General features: G+C 69.0%; 24 protein-coding genes. 12 read left to right on the forward strand and 12 right to left on the reverse strand.

Features of this window, described 5'->3' with window-relative positions:
• Positions 1-7: 7 nt before the first annotated feature.
• Positions 8-1,303, reverse strand: coding sequence for an MFS transporter (locus ACODRX_RS11130; protein ID WP_488871558.1), 1,296 nt, complete (start codon positions 1,301-1,303; stop codon positions 8-10).
• A 282-nt stretch (positions 1,304-1,585) separates the two neighbouring features.
• Here ACODRX_RS11130 and ACODRX_RS11135 point away from each other — a divergent pair, with 282 nt between their 5' ends.
• From ACODRX_RS11135 to ACODRX_RS11150, 4 genes are all read left to right on the forward strand, one after another.
• The gene (locus ACODRX_RS11135; RefSeq protein WP_488871559.1) at positions 1,586-2,545 is read left to right on the forward strand and encodes a LysR family transcriptional regulator; all 960 of its coding nucleotides are present in this window, start codon (positions 1,586-1,588) and stop codon (positions 2,543-2,545) included.
• A gap of 59 nt (positions 2,546-2,604) precedes the next feature.
• On the forward strand, positions 2,605-4,329 hold the full coding sequence (locus ACODRX_RS11140) for an acyl-CoA dehydrogenase family protein (protein ID WP_488871560.1): 1,725 nt from the start codon (positions 2,605-2,607) through the stop codon (positions 4,327-4,329).
• Positions 4,330-4,401: 72 nt separating this feature from the next.
• Positions 4,402-5,352 carry a LysR family transcriptional regulator gene (locus ACODRX_RS11145; protein ID WP_488871561.1) on the forward strand — a complete coding sequence of 317 codons (951 nt, stop codon included), beginning with the start codon at positions 4,402-4,404 and terminating at the stop codon, positions 5,350-5,352.
• A gap of 23 nt (positions 5,353-5,375) precedes the next feature.
• Positions 5,376-5,801 (forward strand): hotdog fold thioesterase, encoded by a 426-nt coding sequence (locus tag ACODRX_RS11150; protein ID WP_488871562.1) that lies wholly within the window; start codon positions 5,376-5,378, stop codon positions 5,799-5,801.
• 131 nt (positions 5,802-5,932) lie between these two features.
• Here ACODRX_RS11150 and ACODRX_RS11155 read toward each other — a convergent pair whose 3' ends face one another.
• The gene (locus ACODRX_RS11155) at positions 5,933-6,817 is read right to left on the reverse strand and encodes an amino acid ABC transporter substrate-binding protein (RefSeq protein WP_488871563.1); all 885 of its coding nucleotides are present in this window, start codon (positions 6,815-6,817) and stop codon (positions 5,933-5,935) included.
• A 236-nt stretch (positions 6,818-7,053) separates the two neighbouring features.
• On the opposite strand from ACODRX_RS11155, the gene ACODRX_RS11160 reads away from it, so the two are divergent.
• On the forward strand, positions 7,054-8,271 hold the full coding sequence (locus ACODRX_RS11160; RefSeq protein ID WP_488871564.1) for a D-amino acid dehydrogenase: 1,218 nt from the start codon (positions 7,054-7,056) through the stop codon (positions 8,269-8,271).
• A gap of 3 nt (positions 8,272-8,274) precedes the next feature.
• Here ACODRX_RS11160 and ACODRX_RS11165 read toward each other — a convergent pair whose 3' ends face one another.
• Together ACODRX_RS11165 and ACODRX_RS11170 are read right to left on the reverse strand one after the other, a co-directional pair.
• Positions 8,275-9,171 carry a LysR substrate-binding domain-containing protein gene (locus tag ACODRX_RS11165; RefSeq protein ID WP_488871565.1) on the reverse strand — a complete coding sequence of 299 codons (897 nt, stop codon included), beginning with the start codon at positions 9,169-9,171 and terminating at the stop codon, positions 8,275-8,277.
• 11 nt (positions 9,172-9,182) lie between these two features.
• The gene (locus tag ACODRX_RS11170; protein ID WP_488871566.1) at positions 9,183-9,752 is read right to left on the reverse strand and encodes a cob(I)yrinic acid a,c-diamide adenosyltransferase; all 570 of its coding nucleotides are present in this window, start codon (positions 9,750-9,752) and stop codon (positions 9,183-9,185) included.
• Between the two features lie 123 nt (positions 9,753-9,875).
• On the opposite strand from ACODRX_RS11170, the gene ACODRX_RS11175 reads away from it, so the two are divergent.
• Positions 9,876-10,100, forward strand: a complete 225-nt coding sequence (locus tag ACODRX_RS11175; protein WP_488871567.1) for a hypothetical protein — start codon at positions 9,876-9,878, stop codon at positions 10,098-10,100.
• Between the two features lie 45 nt (positions 10,101-10,145).
• On the forward strand, positions 10,146-11,567 hold the full coding sequence (locus tag ACODRX_RS11180) for an FAD-binding oxidoreductase (RefSeq protein ID WP_488871568.1): 1,422 nt from the start codon (positions 10,146-10,148) through the stop codon (positions 11,565-11,567).
• Positions 11,568-11,584: 17 nt separating this feature from the next.
• Here ACODRX_RS11180 and ACODRX_RS11185 read toward each other — a convergent pair whose 3' ends face one another.
• The 4 genes from ACODRX_RS11185 to ACODRX_RS11200 are packed head-to-tail and all read right to left on the reverse strand — an operon-like array spanning position 11,585 to position 15,574.
• Positions 11,585-12,748 (reverse strand): c-type cytochrome, encoded by a 1,164-nt coding sequence (locus tag ACODRX_RS11185; protein WP_488871569.1) that lies wholly within the window; start codon positions 12,746-12,748, stop codon positions 11,585-11,587.
• Positions 12,748-13,539, reverse strand: a complete 792-nt coding sequence (locus ACODRX_RS11190; RefSeq protein ID WP_488871570.1) for an ABC transporter ATP-binding protein — start codon at positions 13,537-13,539, stop codon at positions 12,748-12,750. The genes ACODRX_RS11185 and ACODRX_RS11190 overlap by 1 nt, the downstream gene beginning before the upstream one ends.
• On the reverse strand, positions 13,533-14,552 hold the full coding sequence (locus ACODRX_RS11195; RefSeq protein WP_488871571.1) for an ABC transporter permease: 1,020 nt from the start codon (positions 14,550-14,552) through the stop codon (positions 13,533-13,535). Before ACODRX_RS11195 ends, ACODRX_RS11190 begins: the two co-directional genes overlap by 7 nt.
• Complete coding sequence (locus ACODRX_RS11200) at positions 14,549-15,574, reverse strand: ABC transporter substrate-binding protein (protein ID WP_488871572.1); 1,026 nt, start codon at positions 15,572-15,574, stop codon at positions 14,549-14,551. Before ACODRX_RS11200 ends, ACODRX_RS11195 begins: the two co-directional genes overlap by 4 nt.
• Before the next feature lie 201 nt (positions 15,575-15,775).
• On the opposite strand from ACODRX_RS11200, the gene ACODRX_RS11205 reads away from it, so the two are divergent.
• The 5 genes from ACODRX_RS11205 (at position 15,776) to ACODRX_RS11225 (ending at position 22,410) form a co-directional block, all read left to right on the forward strand.
• Positions 15,776-16,324: an OsmC family protein gene (locus tag ACODRX_RS11205; RefSeq protein ID WP_488871573.1), complete on the forward strand. Its 549-nt coding sequence runs from the start codon at positions 15,776-15,778 to the stop codon at positions 16,322-16,324.
• A 10-nt stretch (positions 16,325-16,334) separates the two neighbouring features.
• A complete protein-coding gene (locus tag ACODRX_RS11210) occupies positions 16,335-17,699 on the forward strand; it encodes an O-acetylhomoserine aminocarboxypropyltransferase/cysteine synthase family protein (RefSeq protein ID WP_488871574.1) in 1,365 nt (454 codons plus the stop codon).
• 41 nt (positions 17,700-17,740) lie between these two features.
• The gene (locus ACODRX_RS11215; RefSeq protein ID WP_488871575.1) at positions 17,741-18,901 is read left to right on the forward strand and encodes an isopenicillin N synthase family dioxygenase; all 1,161 of its coding nucleotides are present in this window, start codon (positions 17,741-17,743) and stop codon (positions 18,899-18,901) included.
• Positions 18,902-19,103: 202 nt separating this feature from the next.
• Entirely contained in the window at positions 19,104-20,843 is a 1,740-nt protein-coding gene (locus tag ACODRX_RS11220) for a GMC family oxidoreductase (RefSeq protein WP_488871576.1), read from the forward strand.
• Positions 20,844-20,922: 79 nt separating this feature from the next.
• On the forward strand, positions 20,923-22,410 hold the full coding sequence (locus ACODRX_RS11225) for an aldehyde dehydrogenase family protein (protein WP_488871577.1): 1,488 nt from the start codon (positions 20,923-20,925) through the stop codon (positions 22,408-22,410).
• Positions 22,411-22,412: 2 nt separating this feature from the next.
• Here the strand turns inward: ACODRX_RS11225 and ACODRX_RS11230 are convergent, their stop codons facing one another.
• The 4 genes from ACODRX_RS11230 to ACODRX_RS11245 form a co-directional block, all read right to left on the reverse strand.
• On the reverse strand, positions 22,413-23,438 hold the full coding sequence (locus tag ACODRX_RS11230; RefSeq protein ID WP_488871578.1) for a helix-turn-helix domain-containing protein: 1,026 nt from the start codon (positions 23,436-23,438) through the stop codon (positions 22,413-22,415).
• A gap of 75 nt (positions 23,439-23,513) precedes the next feature.
• Positions 23,514-24,608, reverse strand: a complete 1,095-nt coding sequence (locus ACODRX_RS11235) for a porin (protein ID WP_488871579.1) — start codon at positions 24,606-24,608, stop codon at positions 23,514-23,516.
• Positions 24,609-24,637: 29 nt separating this feature from the next.
• Positions 24,638-25,531, reverse strand: coding sequence for a SphA family protein (locus ACODRX_RS11240; protein WP_488871580.1), 894 nt, complete (start codon positions 25,529-25,531; stop codon positions 24,638-24,640).
• A 29-nt stretch (positions 25,532-25,560) separates the two neighbouring features.
• A complete protein-coding gene (locus ACODRX_RS11245) occupies positions 25,561-26,448 on the reverse strand; it encodes an alpha/beta hydrolase (protein WP_488871581.1) in 888 nt (295 codons plus the stop codon).
• Positions 26,449-26,583 lie beyond the last annotated feature (135 nt).

Genomic DNA, 26,583 nt, shown 5'->3' on the forward strand with positions numbered 1-26,583 from the left:
GGTGGTGTCAGGCGGCGGCCGGCGACCGAGGCGCGGCCGCCGGGCGGATGCGCACGCCCAGGATGAGCGCGGCCGCCAGCAGCGTGGTCGCCGCCAGCAGGTACAGGCCGGCCGCCGGCGAATGGAAGCTGGTCTCGGCCCAGTTCTTCACGATGGGCGCGATGAAGCCGCCCACGGCGCCGAGCGAATTGATGAGGGCGATGCCGCCGGCCGCGGCGCTGCCCGACAGCGTGTTCGACGGGAAGGTCCAGAACACGGGCTGCACCGAGATGAAGCCGGCGGCCGCAAAGCACAGCGCCACGATACCGACCAGCGGGCTGCTGAAGCTCACCGACACGGCCATGCCCACGGCGGCCATCACCAGCGTGCCGCTGGCGACGCGGCGGTATTGCTGCGTGCGGTCCGCGATGCCCGGGATCAGCCACGCCGCCAGCAGGGCGCAGACCCAGGGAATCGCCGCCACCACGCCCACCAGCAGGCCTACCTTGGCGCCCAGCAGCCCTGCCACCTGGGTGGGCAGGTAGAACACCACGCCGTAGACGCTGGCCTGGATCAGCAGGTAGATGAGCGCCAGGTACAGCACCGCGGGCTGGCACATGGCGGCCAGCAGGTTGTGGTGGCCGTGGCCCTTGGCGCGGTCTTCGCGCTCCAGCATCTCTTGCAGCAGGCGGCGTTCATCGGCGTCGAGCCACTGCGCTTGCGCGGGCCGGTTGTCGAGGTAGAAATAGGCCCACACGCCGACGGCCATCGCCATCAGGCCCTCGACCATGAACATCCACTGCCAGCCATGCCAGCCGGCAACGCCGTTCATCTCCAGCAGCAGGCCCGACAGCGGGCTGCCGAAGATGAAGGCCAGCGGCGCGCCGAAGTAGAAAAATCCCATCGCCTGGCCCCGGTGCGCGGCGGGAAACCAGTAGGTCAGGTACAGGATGACGCCGGGAAAGAACCCGGCCTCGGCCACGCCCAGCAGGAAGCGCAGCACATAGAACGTGGTCTCGTTGTGCGCGAACATCATCGCGGCCGACACCAGGCCCCAGGTGACCATGATGCGGCACATCCAGATGCGGGCGCCCACACGGTGCATGATGAGATTGCTGGGCACTTCCAGCAGAGCGTAGCCGGCGAAGAAGATGCCGGCGCCGAAGGCAAAGGCGGCGTTGCTGATGCCGGTGTCGGCCTGGAAGGCGGTCTTGGCGAAGCCCACGTTCGCCCGGTCCAAAAAGGCCATGATGTACATGAGCAGCAGGAAGGGCAGCAGGCGCCAGGAGATTTTGGCGAGCAAGGGAGCGGGGAGTTTGTTCACGACGGATTCCTCGGGGCAAAAGCATCCCCTGCGCGTGCGCTCGGCACGGCGCTGGGGCATGGGGAAAGGAAAAGGACGCGGCTGCCGCATCGGCCCTGGGCTGGCATTTGGCCCGGGGATGGCGGCCGGCGCAATGGCCTTAGCGGCGTCTGATCGTGAGGGCGGCGGCGGTGCGGTGCATGTCTGTCTCCATAAGGTGGTTTTATCGGCCGGAGCTGAATGTACGCCGCATGACCGATACTCGACAAATCGAAATTCGGTCACATCCGATACCTAGCAGTTATGTCTTACCAGCCACCCGAACCACCCGCCATCCTGCATCGCGGCCTGCTCAACCGCCTGCGCTACAAGCATCTGCACATGCTGCTGGCGCTGGGATCGAGCCAGAACCTGCACCGCGCCTCGATCAGCCTCAACATGTCGCAGCCGGCGGCCACCCGCATGCTGCGCGAGATCGAGGAGATGTTCGGCTGCCAGCTGTTCGAGCGCCTGCCGCGCGGCATGCGGCCCACCGCGCTGGGCGCACAGCTGGTGCGCTTCGCGGATGCCGCGCTCAACAGCCTGGACCGCTGCGCCGAGGACCTGGCCGTGCGGCAAAAGGGCGGCTACGGCTATCTGGCCATAGGCACCATCATGGGCGCGGCGCCCGAGCTGGTGATGACGGCGGTGGCGGCCATGAAGGCACAGAGTCCGCAGCTGCGCATCCGCATCATGGGCGACACCAGCGACCAGGTGCTGCGCCTGCTGGAGCAGCGCAGCATCGACCTGGCGATCGCACGGCGCAACCCGTCGGCCGACGGCGGCCCCTATGCCTTCGAGGAACTGGGCAACGAGCGGCTGCTGGTCGTGGTGCGCAGCGAGCATGCGCTGGCGCGGCGGCGCAAGATCGCCTGGGAGGAGCTGCTGCACGAGTGGCCCTGGATCCTGCAGCCGGCCACCAGCCCGGCACGCATTGCGCTCGACCAGATGCTGCAGCGCCTGGGGCTGCAGTCGCCGGCGGATGTCATCGAATGCGGCTCGGTGTATTCCATGCAGCAGCTGGTGCAGCTGACCGATGCGGTCATGCTGCTGTCGGAATCGGCGTTGAAGGACTATCTGCGCATGGGCCTGGTCAAGGCCCTGCCGCTGCGGCTCGATGCGCCGCTGGCGCCCTTTGGCATTCTCACCCGCGCCCACGAGCCGCTCAGCCGCGAGCAGCGCAAGTTCATCGATCTGCTGCATGCCCAGGCCCGCAAGGGCTGATGGGCGCAGCGCCTGCGCTTTGCCGCAGAATGCGGGTATCCGCATCCTGGGAGCCCGCCGTGAATCCGCTGCAGCAACCATGGCCGCAGGCCTCGGACAACCAGTTCGACGAGCTCGGCAACTACCATCTGCTGGACACCGACCCCGCCCTGCAGGCGGCGCTGGCGCGCGCCGGCGCCGATGCCTGGCTGCCGGGGCTTGGCGCCTATGGTCGCACCCTGGGCCTGGCGGACAGCTGGCGGCTGGCCGAGCTGGCCAACCGCCACACGCCCGAGCTGCACCGCTACGATGCACGCGGGCGGCGCATCGACCAGGTGGAGTTCCACCCCGCCTGGCACCGCGTGCTGGAGCTGTACCGTGGGCAAGGGCTGATCGATAGGCCGTTCGCCGGCGAGGCCCCCGGCCGCTGGAGCGCCTGGGCGGCGGGCTTTTACCTGCACGGCCAGCTCGAGCCCGGCAGCCTGTGCCCGGCGACCATGACCACCGCCAGCATTCCGGTGCTGCGCCGCGAGCGCGCGCTGTGGGCCGAGGTGCAGGCCACGCTCACCAGCGCCCGCCACGACGAGCGCGATGCGCCCATCGCCAGCAAGGCGGCGATCTGGGTGGGCATGGGCATGACCGAGAAGCAGGGCGGCTCCGACGTGCGCGCCAACACCACCACGGCCTGGCCGCTGGCGGCCGGCGGGCGCGGCGGCGCCTACCGCCTGCGCGGCCACAAGTGGTTCTTCTCGGTGCCCATGGCCGATGCGCACCTGGTGGTGGCGCGGCAGGCGGCATCCACCGGCGACGCGGCCGCCGACATGCCGCTGGCGTGCTTCTGGGTGCCGCGCTGGCGGCCCGACGGCACGCGCAACGCGGTGCAGCTGCTGCGCCTGAAGGACAAGGTGGGCAACCGCAGCAATGCCAGCGGCGAGGTGGAGTTCGACGATGCCCATGCGGTGCTGGTGGGCGAGCCGGGGCGCGGCATCGCCACCATCATGGAGATGGCCACCATCACCCGCCTGTGCTGCGTGCTGGGCAGCGCCGCGCTGCTGCGCCAGGCCACGGTGCAGGCGCTGGCCTATGCGCGCCGGCGCCAGGCCTTCGGCCGCCCGCTCGCCGGGCAGCCGGCGATGCAGGGCGTGCTGGCCGACCTGGCGCTGGAGAGCGAGGCCGCGATGCTGCTGGGCATGCAGCTGGCGCAGGCCTTCGAGCAGGCGGGCGATCCCGCCGGCGAGCAGGCACCAGCCGCGCAGGCCTGGCAGCGCATCATGACGCCCGCGGCCAAGTTCTGGGTCTGCAAGCGCGCCGTCGCCGCCAGCGCCGAGGCCATGGAGGTGCTGGGCGGCAACGGCTATGTCGAGCCCTCGGTGCTGGCGCGGCTGTACCGCGAGGCGCCGGTCAACTCGATCTGGGAAGGCTCGGGCAACCTGATGTGCCTGGACGTGCTGCGTGCGCTGCAGCGCGCGCCCGAATCCTGGCCGCAGCTGCGCGCCTCGCTGCTCGCGCTGGCGCAGGGCGATGCGCGCATCGTCGCCACCGTGCAGCTGCTGGACGACGGGCTGCGGGCCGGCGCCGCCGCGCTGCAGGCCCAGGCCCGGCTGTGGGTGCAGCAGCTGGTGCTGGCGGCGCAGGCCGGGCTGATGCGCGCGCATGCGCCGCCCGATGCGGCCGAGGCCTTTGCCGCATCGCGCCTGGCGCCCGGCGCGCGCCTGGCCGTGATCGGCGCGCTGCCGGCGGGCAGCGCCGCCGCGTCCATCCTGCGGCGCGCCTTCCCCTGGGAGCCCCAAGGTGCAGCCCTGTAGCCGCCGCGAATTGCACAAACTGTGGATAACTCTGGCCTGCGCGCCCGAAGCCCCCTCTACAATCGTCTCCCTATGGGAATGCATTTTGATTTGGTAGACCTGCGCCTGATGGTGCATGTGGCGGACGCAAACAGCATGACGCGCGGCGCCGAGCTGTCGTTCATCTCGCTGCCCGCGGCCAGCACGCGCATCAAGAACCTCGAGGAGAGCATGGGCGTGAAGCTGCTGTACCGCACCAGCCAGGGCGTGACGCTGACGCTGCCCGGCCAGGCCTTCGTGCAGCATGCGCGCACGGTGCTGGGGCAGATCGAGTACCTGCGCGGCGACATGCAGGAGTACGCGCGCGGCATCAAGGGCCATGTGCGGGTGTTCGCCAACACCACGGCGCTGGGCGAGTTCCTGCCGCCGGTGCTGCGCAGCTACCTGCGCATGCACCCGGACGTGGACATCGACCTGCGCGAGCGCCTGTCGCACGACATCGTGCGCGCGGTGGGCGAGGGCCAGACCGACATCGGCATCGTCGCCGGGCAGGTGCGCACCGAGAACCTGGTGTCCATGCCCTACCGCAAGGACCAGCTGGTGCTGGTGGTGCCCGCCGAGCATGCGCTGGCACAGCGCAAGAAGGTGGCCTTTGCCGACACGCTGGGCTACGACTACGTGGGCCTGCACGAATCCAGCGCGATCCACGCCTTTCTGCGGCTGCACAGCGACCAGCTGCACCGCCCGATCAAGCAGCGCATCCAGGTGGGCAATTTCGAGGCCGCCTGCCGCATGATCGAGGCCGGCGTGGGCATAGGCGTGCTGCCCGAGTCGGCCGCGCGCCGCCATGCCAAGAGCATGGAGATCCGCATCATCGGCATCTCGGACGAATGGTCCAACCGCGAGATGCAGATCTGCGTGCGCAACCTCGAATCGCTGCCGTCGTTCGCGCGCGAGCTGGTCGAGCTGCTGGTCGAGGACGCGGCGCGGGCCGCCGAAGGCGCCAGCGACACCGATGCAGGCCCCATATCCACCAGCAATTAAGAGCTATCCCACAGGTTATCCACATGCCATCCATCTGGAAGAAAGACATCACGCTGGAGCTGCTGCGCGCCAGCGGCAAGGGCACGGCCATCGAGCACCTGGGCATCGAGTACCTGGAGATCGGCGAGGACTATCTCGTCGGCCGCGTGCCGGTGGACCACCGCACGCGCCAGCCCTACGGCCTGCTGCATGGCGGCGTGAGCGTGGTGCTGGCCGAAACCCTGGGCTCGGTGGGCGCCGTCCACGCATCGCCGCCGGGCTGGTACGGCGTGGGCCTGGACATCAACGCCAACCACCTGCGCGCCGCCACCAGCGGCTGGGTGACGGGCAGCGCGCGCCCGGTGCACATCGGCCGCAGCACCCAGGTCTGGCAGATCGACATGAAGAACGACGCCGGCCAGCTGACCTGCGTCTCGCGCATCACGATGGCGATGCTGGAACGCTCATAAAAACAGGAGCTGCCAGCGCTTGCCAGGTCTTGATTTCAGATACTTTTCCATCTAAAAACCAAGCCCAGAAAGCGCTGGCAGCTCTCTTTTTTATACACCAGCTATCCACAGCAAGCTGTGGATAAAGGTGCTCAGGTCGCGGGCTTGTCGCTCAGCGCGCCCAGGTTGTCCTTGAGCTCCTTGCTCATCGGCAGGCCCAGGGCCTGGCCCTTGGGCGGGATGGGCTGCAGGAACCACTTGTCGTAGAGCTTGGTGAATTCGCCGGACTTCATCATGCCGCCGATCACGCCGTCCACCAGCTTCTTGAAGGCCGCGTCGCCCTTGGGCAGCATGCAGGCATAGGGCTCGACCTGCAGCGCATCGGCCACCACCTCGTAGGCGTTCGGGTCCTTGGAGTTGGCCTTCAGGCCGAACAGCAGGATGTCGTCCATCGCGAAGGCGGCGGCGCGATCCGCCTCCATCAGCAGGAAGCCGTCGGCATGGTCCTTGGCCAGCGTGATGTTGATGTCCAGGTTGTGCTCGGCGCTGTACTTGCGTACCACCGGCAGGTTGGTGGTGCCGGTGGTGATGGCCACGGTCTTGCCCTTGAGGTCGGCCCAGTTCTTGACGCCCGAGCTCTTCTTCACCACCGCGCGCGTGCCGGTGTAGAAGTAGTTGATGGCGAAGTCCACGTCCTTGCCGCGGGCGGTGTTGTTGGTGGTGGAGCCGCACTCCAGCGCCACGGTGCCGTTCTGGATCAGCGGGATGCGGTTCTGCGAAGTCACCGACTGCCATTCGACCTTCAGGTCGGGCCGGTTGATCTCCTTGCGCATGGCATCGGCCACCTTGTTGGAGATTTCCACCGAGAAGCCGATCGGCGTGCTGGGGCCGCCCAGATAGCTGAACGGCACCGACGATTCACGGTAGGCCATGGTGACCTTGCCGCTTTCCTTGGCCTTGGCCAGCACGTCGGCATGCACGGCGGGCACGCAGGCCATGGCGGCGGCCACGCAAACGGCGGAGGCAAAAAACTTCATGGTGTGGTCCTTTCGCTTTGATTTCCAATACCGCGGCAGTGTAGAAACACCACCCCCAGCGCAACAATACCTTTTGCTGGCAAGCCCATAACGCCTGGTTATGCCCTGGGGACGACAGGACAATCCCTTGGTACGCCGCCCATGCCCAAAGCGTATGGATGCTGCGCATCTTGCTATAACTGTGCTGGCGGCGCCACCGGTATATTCACCCTCCAGTCAAGCAAGGGTTAACACATATGCATGTTTGCATTCTCGGCGCCGGCATCGTGGGCCTCGCGGCCGCCTACGAACTGCGGCGGGCGGGGCACCAGGTCACCGTCGTGGACCGCGCCAGCCACGCCGGCCTGGGCACCAGCCTGGGCAACGGGGCGCAGCTGAGCTATTCGTATGTGCAGCCGCTGGCCGACCCGTCGATCTGGAAACAGCTGCCCAAGCTGCTGCTGGAGAGCGACTCGCCGCTCAAGTTCCGCCTGCAGGCCGATCCGCAGCAATGGCGCTGGGGCCTGTCCTTCCTGGCGGCCTGCAACAGCGAGCGCTCGCTGCGCAGCACGCGCGAGCTGCTGGCGCTGGCCGCCGCGAGCCGCCAGGCCTTCGAGGCCATGCAGGGCGTGGTGCAGCCCGATTGCGACTTCCTGATGCCCGGCAAGCTGGTGCTGTACCCCGGCGCCGCCGGCGTCGAGGCCGCGCGCCGCCAGCTCGATGTGCAGGCAGGCCTGGGCAGCGCGCCGCAGCGCATCCTCAGGGCCGACGAAACCATCGCCATCGAGCCCGCGCTGGCCAGCTACCGCGGCCAGATCGCCGGCGCCGTGTTCACCCCCAGCGAATGCGTGGCCGACTGCCACAAGGTCTGCCAGGCGCTGGAGGCCTGGCTGCGCCAGCAGGGCGTGCGCTTCGTGCTCGGCGCCGAGGTGCGCCGGCTGCGGCGCGAGGGCGAGCGCATCGTGGCGGTATCGACCGCGCAGGGCGACATCCAGGCCGAGCACTACATGGTGGCGCTGGGCACCGGCAGCGTGCAGCTGTGCGCGCCGCTGGGCGTGCATGTGCCCGTCTACCCGCTCAAGGGCTACAGCCTGACGCTGGACGTAGCGCAGGCGCCCGGCAGGGCGCCCACCGTCAGCATCACCGACAGCGCGCGCAAAGTGGTGTTCGCGCGCCTGGGCCAGCGGCTGCGCGTGGCCGGCATGGTGGAGCTGGTAGGCCACGGCCTGGACATTCCGGCCGACCGCATCGACAGCCTGCGCCGCTCCACCGAGGCGGTGTTCCCCGGCTGCGGCACCAGTGGCGAGGTGCAGCCCTGGGCCGGACTGCGCCCGGCCACGCCCACCGGCGTGCCGATCGCCGAGCGCGCCGGCGCCCGCAACCTGTGGCTCAACACCGGCCATGGCGCGCTGGGTTTCACGCTGGCCTTCGGCAGCGCGAAGGCGCTGCGCGCGCAGCTCGATGCCGCGCAATAGCGTCTAAAGCGCCGCCACCACCTTCTGCAGTTCGCGGGTAATGGCCTTGACCAGCACCGAATTGGGCCGCCCCGTCAGCCGCAGTGCGTTCACCGGCACCCGCAGCGCGGGCGCCAGCGGCAGCACGTCCACCCGCTCGGGGTTGGCCGACAGCGTGGTGCAGGCATCGACGATCGCCACGCCCAGCCCGTGGTGCGCCATGGCCAGCGCGGTGTGGTAGGTCTGCACCGTGACGAAGGAATGCAGGCCCACGCCCGATTCGCGGCTGAGCTGGCTCACCAGCACGCCCACCGGGTCCTGGGCATCGAGGTTGATGACCGGCACATCGGCCAGATCGGCCAGCTGCAGGCTGCCCTCGCGCAGCTTGTACGGCGGCAGCAGGCCCTTGGGCACCACGCACATCATCGGCACCTCGGCCAGCAGGTCCTGCTGCAGCGCGGGCTGCTGCACATGGCTGAGCACGAAGCCCACATCCGCCTCCTGCAGCAGCAGCGCCGAGACGATCTGCGGCGAATGCAGCGCCTGCAGCGTGACCTGCACGCCCGGGTGCTTGCGCTTGAACTGCGCCAGCGCCCGCGGCAGGATCTCGTGCCCCATGGCCAGCACGCACAGGATGCGCAGCTCGTCGCTGGCCTGGCCGCGGCGCAGGCTGCCGGCCAGCCGCTCCACCTCTTCGAGCTGGCCGAAGAGCTTTTCCATGTGCGGCCACAGCGTCAGCGCCTCGGTGGTGGGAATCAGCCGCCCCTTGCTGCGCTGGAACAGCGCAAAACCGAGCTGCAGCTCCGCATGCTGCAGCGTGCGGCTCACGGCCGGCTGCGAGATGTTGATCAGCCGCGCCGCCGCGCTCACGCTGCCGGTGTGCATGACGGCGTTGAAAACCTCGATGTGCCTCAGGCGCATGGCGGCCGCCCTCAGTCGGCGGCCTGCATGCGCGCCAGCCGCTCGCTCTTCCAGTACACGTCGTCGCCGCCATCCACCCGGTTGAGCACCCGCGCCAGCACGAAAAGCAGGTCGGACAGCCGGTTGAGGTACTGGCGCGGCGCAGCGCGCATGGCCTCGGCCGCCTGCAGCGCCACCACCGCGCGCTCGGCGCGGCGCGCCACCGTGCGGCACACATGGGCCTGGGCGGCGGCGCGCGTGCCGGCCGGCAGGATGAACTCGGCCAGCCGCGGCAGCCCGCCGTTGTAGTGCGCCAGCGCATTGTCGAGCTGCAGCAGCGCATCGTCCTTGAGCAGCTCGTAGCCCGGCATCGACAGCTCGCCGCCCAGGTTGAAGAGCTGGTGCTGGACGTCCACCAGCAGCTCGCGCACGTCGCCCGGCAGCGGCTCGCACAGCAGCAGGCCGATGTGCGAGTTCAGCTCGTCCACGTCGCCCATGGCGTGCGGGCGGCCGCTGTGCTTGGAGACGCGGGTGTTGTCGCCCAGCCCGGTGGTGCCGTCGTCGCCGGTGCGCGTGGCGATTTGTGAAAGTCGGTTAGCCATGTGAAGTCCCTGTATAGCAACACCGGTGATTATGTTGCCGCCGCAACACCGGGCAAAAGTGCTGGCCTTGCGGCCTCGCCTGCGATGCAATCGACCCCTGTTCGACAGCGAAAGGAGGTCCTCGTGCCCCTGTTCATCAAGTCCAGCGCCATCTTGCATCCTTTCGATGCGCGCAGCGTACTGCTGTTTGCGTCCATGGCCGTCAGCTCCGCGATGGCGCAGCCGCCGGCTGCGGCGAACGCGCCCGCCGCGCGCCTGGCCGCCCCCGCCAGCCAGGGCCGCCTGCCGCTGCCGATGGGCCAGGCCCACCAGTGGCCCGGCCCGCGCCGCCCGCGCGATGAGCCATAGCGCCCGGCGCAATGGTATTCTTGGCCGCTTGCCTGGAGCCGTCCCATGAATGCCCCCCACACCCCGCACCTGTATTCCGAATCCGACCAGCGCGCCATCCCCTGCGCCTTTCTCGAAACGCTGCAGCAGCGCTTCGGCGCGCAGTGCTCGGTGACGCTGGCCGTGCGCGAACAGCACGGCCGCGACGAAGGCTCGATCCAGGCGCCGCCGCCCGCGGCCGTGGTGTTCGCCGAGAGCACGCAAGACGTGGCCGACGCGCTGCGCCTGGCCGGCGAGCATGGCGTGCCGGTGATCCCCTACGGCGCCGGCTCGTCGCTCGAAGGCCACCTGCTGGCCATCCAGGGCGGCATCAGCCTTGACGTCAGCCGCATGAACCGCGTGCTCGCGGTCAATGCCGAAGACCTGACGGTGACGGTGCAGCCCGGCATCACGCGCAAGCAGCTCAACGAGGCGGTCAAGGACACCGGGCTGTTCTTCCCCATCGACCCCGGCGCGGACGCCAGCATCGGCGGCATGGCCTCGACCCGCGCCAGCGGCACCAATGCAGTGCGCTACGGCACCATGCGCGAGAACGTGCTGGCGCTGGAGTTCGTCACCGCCGCCGGCGAGGTGATCCGCACCGGCACGCGCGCCAAGAAGAGCAGCGCGGGCTATGACCTCACGCGCCTGATCGTCGGCAGCGAAGGCACGCTGGGCGTGGTCACCGAGGTCACGGTGCGCCTGTACCCGCTGCCCGAGGCGGTGTCGGCCGCCATCTGCTCCTTCCCCAGCATCGCCGACGCGGTGCACACGGTGATCCAGACCATACAGCTGGGCGTGCCGATCGCGCGCGTGGAGCTGATCGACGCGAACTCGGTGCGCATGGTCAATGCGCACAGCCGCCTCGGCCTGCGCGAGGAGCCGCTGCTGCTGATGGAGTTCCACGGCACGCCGCACGGCGTGCAGGAGCAGGCCGAGACGGTGCAGTCCATCGCCAGCGAACACGGCGGCCAGGCCTTCGAATGGGCCAGCACGCCCGAGGAGCGCACGCGCCTGTGGACGGCGCGGCACAACGCCTACTTCGCCGCGGTGCAAAGCCGCCCGGGCTGCCGCGCCATCAGCACCGATACCTGCGTGCCGATCAGCCGGCTGGCGGACTGCCTGCTCGAATCCGTGGCCGAGGTGGATGCCAGCGGCATTCCGTACTTCCTGGTCGGCCACGTGGGCGACGGCAACTTCCACTTCGGCTACCTGATCGATCCGAACGATGCCCGCGAGCGCGAGGCCGCCGAGGCGCTGAACCACCGCCTGGTGGCGCGAGCGCTGTCCATGGGCGGCACCTGCACCGGCGAGCACGGCGTGGGCATCCACAAGATGGACTTCCTGGTCGAGGAGACCGGCGCCGGCGCGGTGCAGATGATGCGCGCCATCAAGCAGGCGCTGGACCCGAAGAACATCATGAACCCGGGCAAGATCTTCCGCGCGTAGCGCCCGCCGGGCGTGGCCTAGCGGTGCACGAAGCCGCCCTTGACCAGCTGCACCGGCTCCGCGTCCATGCGGGCGATCAAGGCATCGATGCCGTCGGCCTTGGCCGCGGGCGCGGCCGCAAGGCGCTTTCCGGTGCTGCAGATCAGGTCGTCGTCCGACCAAGGCTGGCCCGGCCGGCTCTGTGCCCGCAGCCAGCCTCTGCGGTCCGACAGCCACTGCAGGCCCTCCAGCTGGTCGCTGCCCGCGATCAGCCCCAGCGCCCGCCAGGCCTCGGGCGAGGTGATGGCGCAGTCCAGCGCCGATGCGGGCTCAGCCCCCGGTGATGGCAGCTGCAGGCTCATCCAGCGCGGGTCTTCCTGCGCCGCCGATGCATCGCCCGCCACCAGGCGCATGCGCTGGTGGGCCAGTCCGCGCAGGCGCTGCTCGGGCCTGCCGGCGCAGCGTACCGCCATGTCGGGCAGGCGCACCGGGTACATCCATTGCCCGGCCTGCCGCAGCATGGTGCCGGCGGACTGGGCCTTGAGAAAATCGATCAGCGCCCAGGCGTCGCCGGCCTGCAGCACAGCGCTGAAGCCGTGCGGCGTGCCGCGTTTGCCGGCCTGCGCGCGCAGGCCGCGCAGGATGGCCCAGAGCAGATCGCCATCGGCGCGGCGCCACAGCAGGCTGCCCGAGAAATCCGGCGGCCACACCGGCTGCGTGGCCGCCTGCGGGCCGTGGCCGCGCCCGTCGGCGCCGTGGCAGGCGGTGCAGTGCTGGCGGTACAGGGCCTCGCCGCGCACGATGGGTTCCACGGCAAACGCGGTGGGCGACTGGTGAAAGCTCGTGGGGCTGGCCGGCGCCAGCAGCAGGCGCGCATCGGGCCAGGGCGCGGCCAGCAGCGCCGCCACACCGGCCGCGCCCAGCCAGGGACGCGCCCGCCGCCAGGCCAGCGCCACGAGCGCCAGCACGGCCACGCCGGCCAACACCGCAAGGCTGCCCAGCACACGCCGCGCCTGGCCCTGGTCGATCAGCAGGTTGTCGGCCGTCAGCCGCAGCGGCCAGGGCCAGGCCGGCTGGCCGTAGAGGCTGTCCACCAGGCCCAGCCGGTGCAGCCCCTGCAGCAGCGCCGCCTGGCCCTGCTGCATGCCGGCCATCAGCATGTTGAGCCATTCGGGCCAATCAACCCAGTCGCCAGGCAGCATCACCAGGTCTGGTCCAGGCCCAGGTGCCTGAGCGCCTCGTGGCGCAGCGCGCTCAGGCGCGCATCGCCACGGTGCCGCGGGTAGGGCAGGTCGACCACCAGCTCGGCGGCGATGCGCGCCGGGCGGGGGCTGAGCACGATCACGCGCTGCGCCAGGAACAGCGCTTCCTCCACATCGTGCGTCACCAGCAGCGTGGTGAAGCGCGCGCGCTGCCACAGCCGCAGGATCTCGGTCTGCATGGCCAGCCGCGTGAGCGAGTCGAGCTTGCCCAGCGGCTCGTCGAGCACCAGCAGCTGCGGGTCGTTGACCAGCGCGCGCGCCAGCGCCACGCGCTGCGCCATGCCGCCCGAGAGCTGGTGCGGGTGCGCGCGGGCAAAATCGCTCAGGCCCACCAGCTGCAGTGCCTCGTCGACCCGCGCGCGCTGGCTCGCCAGCAGGCCGCGCGCCTGCAGGCCCAGGGCCACGTTGTCCCACACCGAGCGCCAGGGAAACAGCGTCGGGTCCTGGAACACCACCACACGCGATGGATCGGGCTGGCGGATGGCGGCGCCGTCCTGCGCGATGGTGCCGGTGGTCGGCTCCTCCAGGCCGGCCACCAGGCGCAGCAGCGTGGACTTGCCGCAGCCGCTGGGCCCCAGCAGGGCCACGAACTCGCCGCGTTCTATGTGCAGATCGATGCCATCGAGCACCTGCAGCACGCCGCCGTCCTGCCGGAACCAGTGGCTCACCTGCCGGATGCCGATTTCAGCGCCATTGGACACCGCAGCGCTTGCCCCCAGGGAGGCTACCATTTCACTGTTCCTTTCTGCCAGGAGAGCACGCGGTCGCGCACGGTGAAGAGCAGGGTGATCAGGCCCGAGCTCAGCGCCGCCATCACCAGCAGGGCGGCATACATGTTGGCGTAGGCGGCCCAGCCCTGGGCCCATTGCAGGTACCAGCCCAGGCCGGCCTTCACGCCCATCATCTCGGCGGTGATGAGCACCGAGAACGAGGCCCCCAGGCCCATGAACAGCCCCACGAAGACCTGCGGCAGCGCCGCGGGAATCGCCACCCGCAGCACCAGGAACCAGCCGCTCGCGCCCATGGTGCGCGCCACGTCGTAGTAGCTCTTGGGCACCGAGGCCACGCCCGACCAGGTAAGCACCGCCACCGGAAAGAAGGTGGCCAGCGCAATCAGGAACACCGCCGCCGAATAGCTGGACGGCGCAAAGAAGAAGGCCAGCGGCAGCAGCGCCGACGCGGGTATCGGCCCCAGAAAACGCAGCACCGGGTGCAGCCAGTAGCCCACCGCGCGCGACCAGCCCACCCACACGCCGGCCGCAAAGCCCACGGCCGCGCCCAGCACGATGCCGTGCGCCAGCAGGCGCAGCGAATAGGCGATGGACAGGCCCAGGCGCCGCCAGTCCTCGGCCACCACGTCGATCAGGCTTTGCGGCGGCGCGAAGAACGGCGGCGGCAGCAGGCCGAGCTTGGCGGTGAGCACCTCCCACAGCGCCAGCAGCAGCGGCGCGGCGATCAGCCACCGCCCCCAGGCCAGCAGCCAGGGTGCATGGCGCGCCAGCCAGGGCGCGGCCGCCGACAGCAGGGCCAGCACCACGGCCAGCGCCAGCGCGGCCGCGCCGAACTCCTGCGTGAAGGCCCAGTCGCTGAAGCCGATTTCCTTGTTGGGCCACAGCAGCGTCAGCAGGCCCAGCGCGGCCCAGGCCGCCGCCGCGCCCAGGCCCTGGGGCCACAGGCTGCGGACAGGCCCGCCGCGCAGCGGCAGCGAAGGCTGCGGCGCCATGGAGGTGGCGGCGGCCGTCATGCCAGTACATCCGCGGTGATGTGGCTCGCGAAGCGCGCCGGGTCGGTGCTCTTCTTCAGCACGCCGGCATCGCGGAAATCGCTGGCAAAGCTCTTGACCTCGTCGCGCAGCGGCGCGCCCGATGGGTGGTGCTTGTAGGTCAGCTCGGCGATCAGCCGCTGCAGGTCGGCCACCGGCACCTTGGGCGAATACGGCGCGAACAGGCGCGCGGCCTCGTTGGGGTTCTCGGCCACGTAGTCGGCCGCCTGGCTCAGCGCCCGCACCAGCGCCGCGGCGGCCGGCCGCTGGTCCTTGACGAACCTGGCGCCCGCACCGATCACGCAGCAGATGCTTTCGGCATACGGCCCCTTGGCGCTGTTGCCCAGCTCAACGAACACGCCGGGATTGCGCTTCTCGATCAGGTAGAGATTGGGGTCGCCGTCGGCAATGGCCTGGATCTCGCCCTTCTTCACCGCCACGTCCAGCAAGTCGGCGGGATAGACGCGCCACTGCACGTCCTTGTCGATGTCTATGCCCTGCTTGGCCAGGTGGATGGCGTAGAACTGCTTGGCCGGGCTGTTGAGGTCGGCCACGCCTATGGTCTTGCCCTTGAGGCTTTTCAGATCGGTGCCCACGCCAGCGGCCTTGGCGCCCACGAAGCGCAGGCAGCCGCCGTGCACGCTGCCGATGAGCTTCACATCCAGGCCCGCCTCCAGCGGCTTGACCCAGCGGTGGATCAGGCCGGTGCCGGCATCGGCCTTGCCGGTGGCCAGGGCTTCGAGCAGCTGGTCGGCCGAGCCGCCCCAGTTGAGCAGTTCCACGTCGAGCCCGTTGCGCTCGAAGAAGCCGCGCTCCAGCGCCACCGGAATCGGCGCATGGCAAAAGCTCGCCTGGCTCCAGGCAAATGTGATCTTGTGGCGCGGCTGCGAATGCACGCGGCTCGCGGCCAGCGCGGCGGCGCCGGCCACGGCGGCCGCGCCGCGGATGAGCGCCCGGCGCGAGACGGCGCGCGCCGCTGCCGGTGGTGTGGCAATCGTTGTCATGGTGATACCCCCTGTCGGATGAGAAGGCCACGATAGGCTGCGCAGCCACTGCCGCCAACGAACAAAAACGGCTATGGATATGCACGCAAAGGCGTATGCGGATTCCATATATGGCTCGTCGAATTTCTTCGTTTCCAGCGCTGCGCGGCACCGCCAACAATGGCCGCACCATGTTTTGCACCGATGTGCAGGGAGCCTTGAATGACGGATCTGAATGCCTATCTCGACCACAAGCGCCAGGCCGTGCAGGCCCGCGACGCCAGCGTGCAGGCCGGCACCGCGCAAGCCGGCGCGCTGCGCGCCCAGGTCAGCGCCGAAGGCCGCAGCGGCGTGCGCCGCATCCGCATCCGCGACCACCAGGTGGTCAGCGACAGCCCCTACAGCTTTGCAGGCTACGACCTGGGGCCCAGCTCGCCCGAGCTGCAGCTCGGTGTGCTTGGCAGCTGCGTGACGCACATCACGCTGATCCAGGCGGCTTCGCGCCAGCTGCCCATCGACAGCCTGGAGGTGGAGGTGTCGGGCACCATCGATCCGCGCGCCGGCAGGCCCGGCTTCGAGAACGTGCCCATCTGGCCGCACGACATCGCCTACGAGCTGCGCATCACCTCACCCGCCAGCGCCCAAGCCATCCAGGCGCTGTACGCGGCGGTGGAGCAGGCCTGCCCCATCCTCAACCTGCTGCGCCAGCCGCAGGCCATCGATGGCCGCGTGCGGCACATCCTGCCCGAGCCCGAAGCGCAGGCCGCCTGAGAGCCAAGCCATGGCACAGATCCAGTACCCCACGCCGGCGGCCGACATCGCCGCCTACCAGCGCGGCTGGCAGCCCGACACGCAGGCGCTGCATGCCGGCTATGCGGGCACAGACCACCGCCGCAGCGCGGCCGTGCCCATCTACCAGACCAGCTCCTTCGTCTTCGACAGCGCGCAGCATGCGGCCGAGCTGTTCGATCTGGTGCAGGAGGGCGACGTGTATTCGCGCACCGGCAACCCCACGCTGGCGGTGCTGGAGCAGCGCATCGCCGCGCTCGAAGGCGGCAGCGGCGCGCTGGCGCTGGCCTCGGGCATGGCGGCGATCGACGTGGCCCTGGCCACGCTGGCCTCGGCCGGCGACCATGTGGTGATCGCATCGCAGCTCTATGGCGGCACGCACAACTTCATCACCCAGGTGCTGCACACCCGCGGCATCACCAGCAGCATCGTCGCCAAGGACGATTTCGCGGCCCTGGCCCGCGCCATCACGCCGGGCACCAAGGCGGTGTTCGTGGAATCGGTGGGCAATCCCTCGGGCGCGCTCGCCGACCTGCAGCGGCTGGCCGCCGTGGCCCACGAGGCCGGCGTGGCGCTGGTGGTGGACAACACCGTGGCCTCGCCGCTGCAGCTGCGCCCCTTCGACTGGGGCGCCGACATCGTGGTGCATTCGGCCACCAAGGTGATAGGCGGCCACGGCAGCGCGCTGGGTGGATTGATTGTGGACAGCGGCCGCTTCGACTGGGCCGCGCATGCCGCGCGCTACCCGCAGTTCAGCACGCCCGAGCCCGCGTTCCACGGCGTGGTCTACACCGAGCAGTTCCCGGGCCTGGCCTATATCGCGCGGGCGCGCACCGTGCTGCTGCGCAACTGCGGCGCGGCGCTGGCGCCGCACAGCGCCTTCCTGCTGCTGCAGGGGCTGGAGACGCTGGCCGTGCGCCAGGAGCGCATCGCAGCCAACACGCGCCGCGTCATCGCGCAGCTGCAGCAGCACCCGCTGGTCGAGCGCATCCACCATGTGAGCCTGGCCTCGCACCCCGACCATGCGCTGGCCCGCCGCTACCTGCGCGGCGGCGGCCTGCCCGGCGTGGTGGGCTTCGAGCTGCGCGGCGGCCGCGCGGCGGCGCGCAGTTTCTACGATGCGCTGCGCCTCTTCCTGCGCCTGGTCAACATCGGCGACAGCAAATCGCTGGCCGCCATTCCCGCCGAGACCACGCACCACCTGCTCAGCGACGCCCAGCTGGCGCAGGCCGGCATCGCGCCGGGGCTGGTGCGGCTGTCCATCGGCATCGAGCACCCCGACGACCTGCTGGCCGACCTGCAGCAGGCCCTGGCGCAAGCCAGCAATGCACCGGCAGGCTATGCACTGGCCGCCTGATCGCAGGCCGCCCGATCCTTCATTCCTTCGAAAGCCTTTCCATGAGCACGCCACCCAGCACGCAAGACCCCGAACAACTCGCCCGGCATGCGCTGGCGCGCGCCGCCGCATCGGCGGCATCGGCCCCATCCGCCACAGCGCACCACAAGACCCCAGCATTGCCGGTGATCGACCTGAACGAGCTGCGCAACCCGGCCACCCGTACCGCCGCGCTGCACCAGCTGGCCGCAACCGCGCGCGACATCGGCTTCTTCTACCTCGTCGGCCACGGCATCGCCTTGCAGCAATGGCGCGGCATACAGCAGCAGGCCCGCGCCTTCTTCGCGCTGCCCGAAGCCAGCAAGACACGCCTGGCCATGGCCAACAACCGGCACTTCCACGGCTATACCGCGCTCAACGGCGAGATCACCCGCAACCGGCCCGACCGGCGCGAGCAGATCGACTTCGGCGAGGAGCTGCCGGCCATCGAGCCCGGCCCCGGCGTGCCCGCCTGGGCCGGGCTGCAGGGCCCCAACCAATGGCCGGCCGAGCTGCCCGCCTTCCGGGCCGAAGTGCAGGGCTGGCTGGACACGGTCCACGCGGTGGCGCTGGAGCTGCTGCGCCACTTCCTGGCCGCGCTACAGCTGCCCGAGGATGCGCTGCAGGACCTGGTGACCGGCGATCCGGCGCACCGGCTCAAGCTCATCCACTACCCGGGCGAGCAGCCGTCCGAAGCGAGCCAGGGCGTGGGTGCGCACAAGGACGGCGGCATCCTGTCGCTGCTGCTGCAGGACAGCGTGGGCGGCCTGCAGGTGCAGACCGGCCAGGGCTGGATCGACGTGGCGCCGCTGGCCAATGCCTTCGTGGTCAATATCGGCGAGATCCTGGAGCTGGCGACCAACGGCTACCTGCGCGCCAACGTGCACCGCGTGCAGGTGCCGCAGGCCGGCGTGGACCGCTATTCGGTGGCGTACTTCCTGGCGCCGCGCCTGGATGCCGGCCAGATCCCGCTGCTGCAACTGCCGCCGGCGCTGGCGGCACTGGCCACCGGCCCCGAAAGCGACCCCGACAACCCGCTGTTCCGCCATGTGGGCGACAACGCCCTCAAGGGCCGCGTGCGCTCGCACCTGGACGTGGCCGAGCGCTTCTACCCCGAGCAGTTCGCGCGGCTGCAGCAACAGGCCGCCGAACGCGGCCAGGTGCTGCGCGCCAGTGCGTATTGAAATGCCAGCCGCGCACATGCTGCCTTCGGCTCCGAGCCGGGACCTGGCCCATGGCGGGCATGGCGGGCATGGCGGCAAGTTTTGACCTGAATCCGCAGGGCCCGGCCATATTCCGTTAGCCCTCGCCGCCGCCGCTTTCTATCCTGCTCTCCAGCAGCGTCGCAACCAGCGATGCAGCGTCACCATCAGACAGGAGAGCAGCGTGACTTCTTCCCGAGCCTTCGCCCATTCCAGCCGCGGCGATCCTTGCGATCAGGCGCGGCACGCATTCATTGCGGGGCATATCGACCGCCGCCGCTTCGTGGCACTGGCCCTGATGGCCGGCCTTTCCACCCAACAGGCCCATGCAGACGCAGAGCACGCGCAGCGGGTGCGCAGCAACCAGCAGGCACGTGCCCGCCGCTTGCTGCCCGAATACGACTTCATTGTCTGCGGCGCAGGCACCGCCGGCAGCACCCTCGCCGGCCGGCTGGCACAGCAGACCCAAGCCCGCGTGCTGCTGCTGGAGGCCGGCTCCAGCGACGAGCTGCCAAGCGTGCTATCGCCGGGTGCCTGGTTCACCAACCTTGGCACGGCGCTCGACTGGCAAGACACCTCCGAGCCTTGCGCCGGCCTGAACGGCCGCGCGATGGCGATGAACACCGGCAAGGTCCTGGGTGGTGGCTCCAGCATCAATGCCTGCAACTATTCGCGCGGGCACCGCAACGACTTCGAATTCTGGGCCGATGCCGCCGGCGATCCGTCGTGGAACTACGAGCATGTGCTGGCTATCTACCGCCACCTGGAAAACTGGCAAGGGCAGGCCGACGATCCGCATCGGCGCGGCCGCAACGGGCCGGTCTGGGTCCAACCTGCACACGACCCCGCCCCTTGCGCCGTCGCCATGCTGGACGCCGCGCAGGCTGCCGGCATTGCGCGCTTCGCGGATATCAACGGCGCGATGATGGAAGGCCCTGGCGGCGCGGCGCTGCTGGACCAGATCATTCAGGACGGCCGGCGGCGCAACATGCCGTCCAACTTCCTGTACCCGGTCATGGACCGGCCGAACCTGACGGTGCTGACCGGGGCCACGGTGCACCGGATCGAGATCCTCAAGGGCCAGGCATCCGGCGTGCAGTTCCATTGGCAGGGGCGCATGCATCGCCTGGCAGCACGCCAGGAAGTGGTGCTGTGCGCCGGCGGGCTACGCACACCCCAGCTGCTCATGCTGTCGGGCATCGGCGACGCGCGCCGGCTCAAAGCCCTGGGGCTGCCGGTCATCCACCATGCGCCGGAGGTCGGCAGCAACCTGCAAGACCATATCCTTCTGGGTGGCTGCGTCTGGGAGCCGCACGAGCCTGCTGCGCTGCGCAACAGCGGCGCCGATGCGGCCTTTTTCTACAAGAGCCGGCCCGACCTGGACACTCCGGACCTGTACCCGGTGCACATCCAGATTCCCTATGTCAGCCCGGCCATCGGCAAACGCGGCGCGCCCCCGCCCACGGCCTGGTCGATCGCACCAGGGCTGGTGCGCCCCCAGAGCCGAGGCGAGCTGACGCTGCGTTCCACGAACCCCGGCGACAAGCCTTTGATCCAGGCGAACTATCTGTCAGAGCCAGCCGACGTGCAGGCGTTGATGCGCGGCGTCGAGATCGCACGCGAGATCGGCAATTCCAGCGCCATGAAGGATTTCGTCAAGCGCGAGGTACTGCCGGGCCCGCTGAGCGGCGCGGCGCTGCAGAGCTTTGTGCGGAACGCCGCCACCACCTTCTTCCACGCCAGTGGCACCTGCCGGATGGGCAAGGACGACACGGCAGTGGTCGACAGCCAGCTGCGGGTGCGCGGCATGCGCAAGCTGCGCATTGCCGACGCCTCGGTGATGCCGCGCATCACCACCGGCGCGCCGATGGCCCCCTGCATGGTCATTGGGGAACGCCTCGCGCAGCTGCTGACCAGGCGCTGAGCATCGCAACACCTCGAAGACCCGGCTGCTCGATGCAGCCCTCTTCCGATCTTGATCAACCACCCCCCAAGGAGCTTCCATGACCGACCACTCCACCCATCTTCCGGCCTACGGCCAATTCATCGGCGGCCAATGGTGCGAAGGCGCCAGCGGCAAGACCATCGCGCTGAAGAATCCAGCCACCGGCGAGGTGCTGAGCCACATCAGCGCCGGCAATGCCGAAGACGCCCGCCGCGCGGTAGACGCCGCCGCGGCAGCCCTCCCCGCCTGGGCGGCCACCGCGCCAGCGCGCCGCCAGGAGATCCTCTACGAAATCGTGCGCCGGCTGAAAGCCCGCATCGGGCACTATGCGCTGATGGATACGCTCAACAATGGCAAGCCGATCAGCGAGGCGCTGCACTTCGACATGCCGATGGCCATCGAGCAGTTCGCCATCTTCTCTGGCACGCCGTGGCAGTTGCACGGCGAGTCGCTGCACACGCCCGAGGCCATCGGCATCGTGCACCGCGAACCGCTAGGCGTGGTGGTGCAGATCATTCCATGGAATGTGCCGATGATCATGCTGGCCTCGAAAGTCGCCCCGGCCCTGGCCGCGGGCAACACCGTGGTGCTCAAGCCCTCCGAAATCGTCTGCCTGTCGGTGCTGGAGTTTGCGCGGGAAATGGCCGATCTGCTGCCGCCCGGGGTGCTCAACATCGTGACCGGCTATGGCCCGGACCTCGGCGAACCACTGCTCACCGACGCACGCGTGCGCAAGGTCAGCTTCACTGGATCGCGCCCTACTGCGCGCACGCTGATGCGGCTGGCGGCCACCAACATCATTCCGCAAACCATGGAGCTGGGTGGGAAGTCGGCCAACATCGTCTGCGAGGACGCCGATCTCGATGCCGCCGCCGAGGGCGCCGCCATGTCCACCATCCTCAACAAGGGCGAGGTCTGCCTGGCCGGCTCGCGCCTGTTCGTGCACGAGAAGGTGCGCGATGCCTTCCTGGAAAAGCTCACCCGCATCCTGGCGGGCATACGCATTGGCGATCCGAGATCGCCGCAGACGCAACTCGGCGCCCAAGCGTCGCAGATGCAGATGGACAAGGTGCTGGGCTATCTGCAAGAAGGGCCGCGCGAAGGCGCCCGGGTACTGGTGGGCGGCGAGCGGGCGCATGTTCCAGGCCTGGAGCAGGGGCTGTTCATCAAGCCCACGCTGCTGGCCGATGTGGAAAACAACATGAAAGTGGCGCAGGACGAGATCTTCGGCCCGGTCACCAGCGTGCTGACCTGGAAGGACGATGCGCAGGTGATACGGCTTGCCAACGCATCCGTCTACGGCCTGGGCGGGGGCGTGTGGACCAGCAATCTGCGGCGTGCGCACCAGATGGCCTGCGCGCTGGAGACCGGCACCGTCTGGGTCAACCGCTACTACAACTTCCTGGGCGGCATGCCCATCGGGGGCTACAAGCAAAGCGGCTTCGGACGGGAATTCGCCCACGAGGTGCTGAACCACTACACGCAGACCAAGAGCGTGGTGCTCAACCTCTGCGAGGGGCCTCTGGGCATCTTCGCGCCCGCCTGAGGCTATTGGCCGGACTGCAGCGCGGTGGTGTGAGACGGTGGTTCGCCGAACCGGCGCCGGTACTGCCGGTTGAACTCGCCCAAATGGTTGAAGCCGCAGCGCATGGCGACCGCGGCAACCGTGTCACCGCTGGCCATGCGAGCCTGCAGCGCAGCGTGTGCGTGCTGCAGGCGCAGCTCCTGCAGGAACTGCATCGGCGCGAGCTTCTCGTTGGAGTGGAAAACCCGCGTCAGCGTGCGCACGCTGCAGCCAGCGGCAGCCGCGATATCCGCGAGCGTCAAGGGCTCCTGCCAGCATGCCTGCATGTACTCGCGGGCGCGGTGCAGCAGGCGGGGCCTGGGCGCGTCTTGCGCATCCCGACCCAGCGCATCGCTGTAGTTGTGGGGCACGGTTTGCAGAAGATGCAGGATGAAGCACTTCTCCAGGTGTTCGGCAAGCAGCTCCTTCGCGCTTGTTTCCGGCCTGGAAATTGCCTGCATCAGATAGCCCAGCAAGGCGAGCCAGCCGCCGGCTCCAGCGCCGTCCAGCTCCTGCGCCATGAAGCGCACCGGCGTCTTGCCTGCATGGCCCAGCATCTGCCAGCACAAGGCGTCGATGCGGGCCTGCGACAGGCCCAGCTTCAGCACCTCGGCATGTTCGCCATACCTGTAGCCGGGAACGTCTGCACCGCTCGCCAGGAGCGTAGCGCCCGAAGCGCCGGCGCACGCGCCCGCGCGCGAGCGCTGCTCCAGCCTTCCGCGCAGCACCGTGGTGGCCAGCACCATCGGCCCCAGGCCCTCCGGCCGAATATCGACGCAAGAGCCATAGTCCAACATCGACAGCGCCAGCGCCCCCCAGCGCAGGCCATGCACGTGCACCCCGCCATCTCCGTGCCGGGCGCCGGCCATGCGGCGCCACTCAAAGCGGGAATGCAATCGCTCGATCACCGGGCGCGCCGCCTCCAGGTCCGGGGCATCCACCAGCAGCATGGCCGGTGGCAAGCGCAGCCGTGACAGCGGCCCGGCGGCATTGTCGGCAAGAGCATCCATGTCGTGACTCCTTTTCAGAACCCGCCCGCCACCGGCGCCCGCGGCCCGTGCACATCGCCCGGCGGGTCTGTGGCGCTAGAAGGCATGCCGCAATCCCACCCCGAAGCCGGTCTGGTTCACGCCCGCCATCGGGGTTCCTCCGGCCTGTGCGCTGCTGGCTCCGAACGCCGCGTTGCCGCTGTTCTTCACGTAACCCAGCGAAGCATAGACCGCCGTGCGCTTGGACAGGCTATAGGTGCCGCGCAGCACCACCAGCTGGCCCTTGTCCGAGCTGTCCTGGTACTTGAGCTGCGAGTACTGGGTGTCGAGCGTCCACAAGCCCATGGGATAGCTGATGCCCGCGAACCACAGGTCGCTGCGCGGCGCCGCCGCATTGCCGCCATTGCTTCGGCGCATGTAGCCACCACCCAGCTTGGCTCCGGCGAGCTTCACATAGCCATTGAGCATGGTGCGCTTGTCTGCAAGGGCGCTGTTGGTCAGCCCGCCAAAGGCGCCTGCGCCGCCGCGCAGCTCGTCATGCGCCAGCGCCGCGCCCCAAGTGGCAGTGTCGTACTTGAGCAGGGCCGACCATTCGCGGCAGGCCCTGGCATCGGTGCTGCTCTCGCCGGCGCAGTTGGTGCCAGCAGGACTGGGGCCGGCATTGACGGCATCGCGGCCGAAGCTGTAGGTGGCGCCCACCGTGAGGCCCGAGAACGTGCCCTTGTAGGAGACCGCATTGTCGGCACGCGCATTGGGAAAATAGCTGTCCAGGCTGTTCATGCTATGCAGGTTCGGGCCTATCACGTCTGCGTCCAGGTATGACCAGAACAGCATGGTGTACTGGCGGCCCAGCCCCAGCGATCCCCAAGGCCCGTTCAGGCTGACGAACGCCTGGCGGCCAAAGCTCCGGCCGCCCTGGCCAAGCACCCCCGAATCCGAGCCAAGGCCCATCTCCAGCGTGAAGGCGGCGCTCAGGCCCGCGCCCAGATCCTCGCGCCCGCGAAAGCCCAGGCGCGAGGGTACGCTGCCCGTCAGCGTGGGCATGCGCGTCAGGCTCGATTTGCCCGTGCCCACGTTGTCCATGTATTCGACGGCCGTATCCATGACGCCGTAGATCTGAACGGACGATTGCGCGTGCACGAGCCCCCCGGTCCCCAGCAGCGCGACGAGAAGCATCGATTTTCTTGGCATGGCTTGTCTCCTTTGTTTCTTCTTCGGACTCAGAACGCCTTCACGAGCGTGAAGCGCACCAGCGATCCTTTCGGGTACGCGCCGGTGCCTGCCGTGGCACTGAATTCCTTGTAGACGGCGCCCTTGAAGAACAGGCCAGCACCGGGAATCGGATAGTCGAGCTGCAAACCGACTGCGTGGCGGGAGGCGCGCTCGGTACCTGCGCCGGCCCCTTGGTCGTCGCTCACCTGCCATTGGCTGTAGCCGACCAGCCCAGCCTGCACGGCCCCGAAGTTCTTGCCCAGGCCCCATTCAAACGAAATCTGGTTGCCGGGCCGAAAGCCTGCATCGTTCTTGCCATTGCGCTCGAAACGCATCAGGCCCGAGGCAGTGACGGTCTTGGCACTGTCGAAGTAATAGGTCATTCCGCCGGTGAGCATGGTGCCCCTGAAGCCTTTGCCCGCGGCGGCAGGGCTGCTGGTGCTGGCGTTGTCCAGCCAGAAACCCGCGGCAGCCGAGGCATCCCACTGCTGGCCGTGCCAGCCCAGCACCAGCGGGCCGAGATAGATATCGCCCACGCCACTGCGGGTATCCGATATGCCCGCCGCATTCAGGGTGAGCGAAGTGCGCAGCACCGGAATGACCGCTTCCATGCCATAGTCGGCGCCCAGCACCTTGGTCTGCGTGATCCATACCAGGCGATTGGCCAGCGCGGTGACCGTGCCCTTGTTGTGGCCGGGAAGATTGCTGCTCGATCCAGGCGCCCGGAAGCTATCCATGTGGTAGTCGAGCAGATAGCCGAGGTAGTAAAAGCCCGGCGGCGGCGCACTCGCGGCCTGGATGCCCTCGACACCGGGAACATAGTGGCCATCGGCAAAGGCCAGCGAAGGGGCGAGCACAGCCGCCGCAGCCGCGCCGAGCGCTGCGCTTGTCTTGAGTTTCATGATTCGTTCCTTGTGGTTGCGGGGCTGTTTCAGCGAATGCTGCGGCTACTGGCGCTGCAAGCCAGGGAAAATGCCAGCTGTTCAAGCTGGAATGCAGCTCCGAGGCGGTGGAAGTCGATGCAGTGGCCCGCGCCTTTCAGCACCTTGGCATCGATCACCGGCGCGCGGACGAAGCGCTGCGCAAAAGCCAGTACTTCCTGGTCATCCACCACCCAGAGGTGGTCGAACTCGGGCTGCCGGTAGTGGACCGGCACCTCGACCTGCGGCGCAGATTCGTCCAGCAGACGCTGCCATTCGAACGCAATGTCGAGCAGTTCCTGGCGGGGCATGGCATGGTCCGAACGGTGCGCCGCCTGCTGCGCTTCGGGCACGAAGCTGCCAGCGGGGCCGTACATCAATGCGTCCTTGGCCTGCGCAGGTATCTCGATCGGATCGGCCGGCGGCAGCGACTTCCATTGCTCCAGCACGGCATCGGGTTCGCGCAGCCCTACGCCCGAAATCGACAGGCCCAGCAGTGGCCACCGCTTGCGCAGCGCCGCCATGCGGATGGCGATCGCGCCGCCAATGGAGTGGCCTATGAGGAAGATCCCCCGCGCCTGCCCGCCATGCAGCTCCCACAGCTGCGCCAGCGCGTCGTTGAGGATCTCCGCATTCGAATGGATGGAGCCGTCGGTCTTCTGCCTGGGCAGGCTGTCCGCATATCCCGGCCGGTTGAGCGCGAAAATCGGCATCCCCAGGGCCGAGGCGCGCGCCAGCAGCGAGCAGCCCTCGATATCGAAGTACTCGGCGGTGTAGGTGCCACCGTGAATGGCCACCACCAGCGGGTATTCGGTGGCCGCCGGGGTGGCGCCCGCCGGCAGGAATCGCCCGCTGACGAACCGCTCCCGATCGGCGCAGTACAGCTTGAGATGGGACATATGCTGTCTCCTTGTATGCCCGGATTGCTCAGGGCTCTTTTATGGTGGATGAATGGGCACGACCCTGGATTCACGGTGCGAGCAGCGCGCCCGCGCCCGGCACCACCGGCTCCAGCCCCAGGTGGTCCAGCATGC

The sequence above is a fragment of the Comamonas sp. FG99 genome (assembly GCF_057808605.1).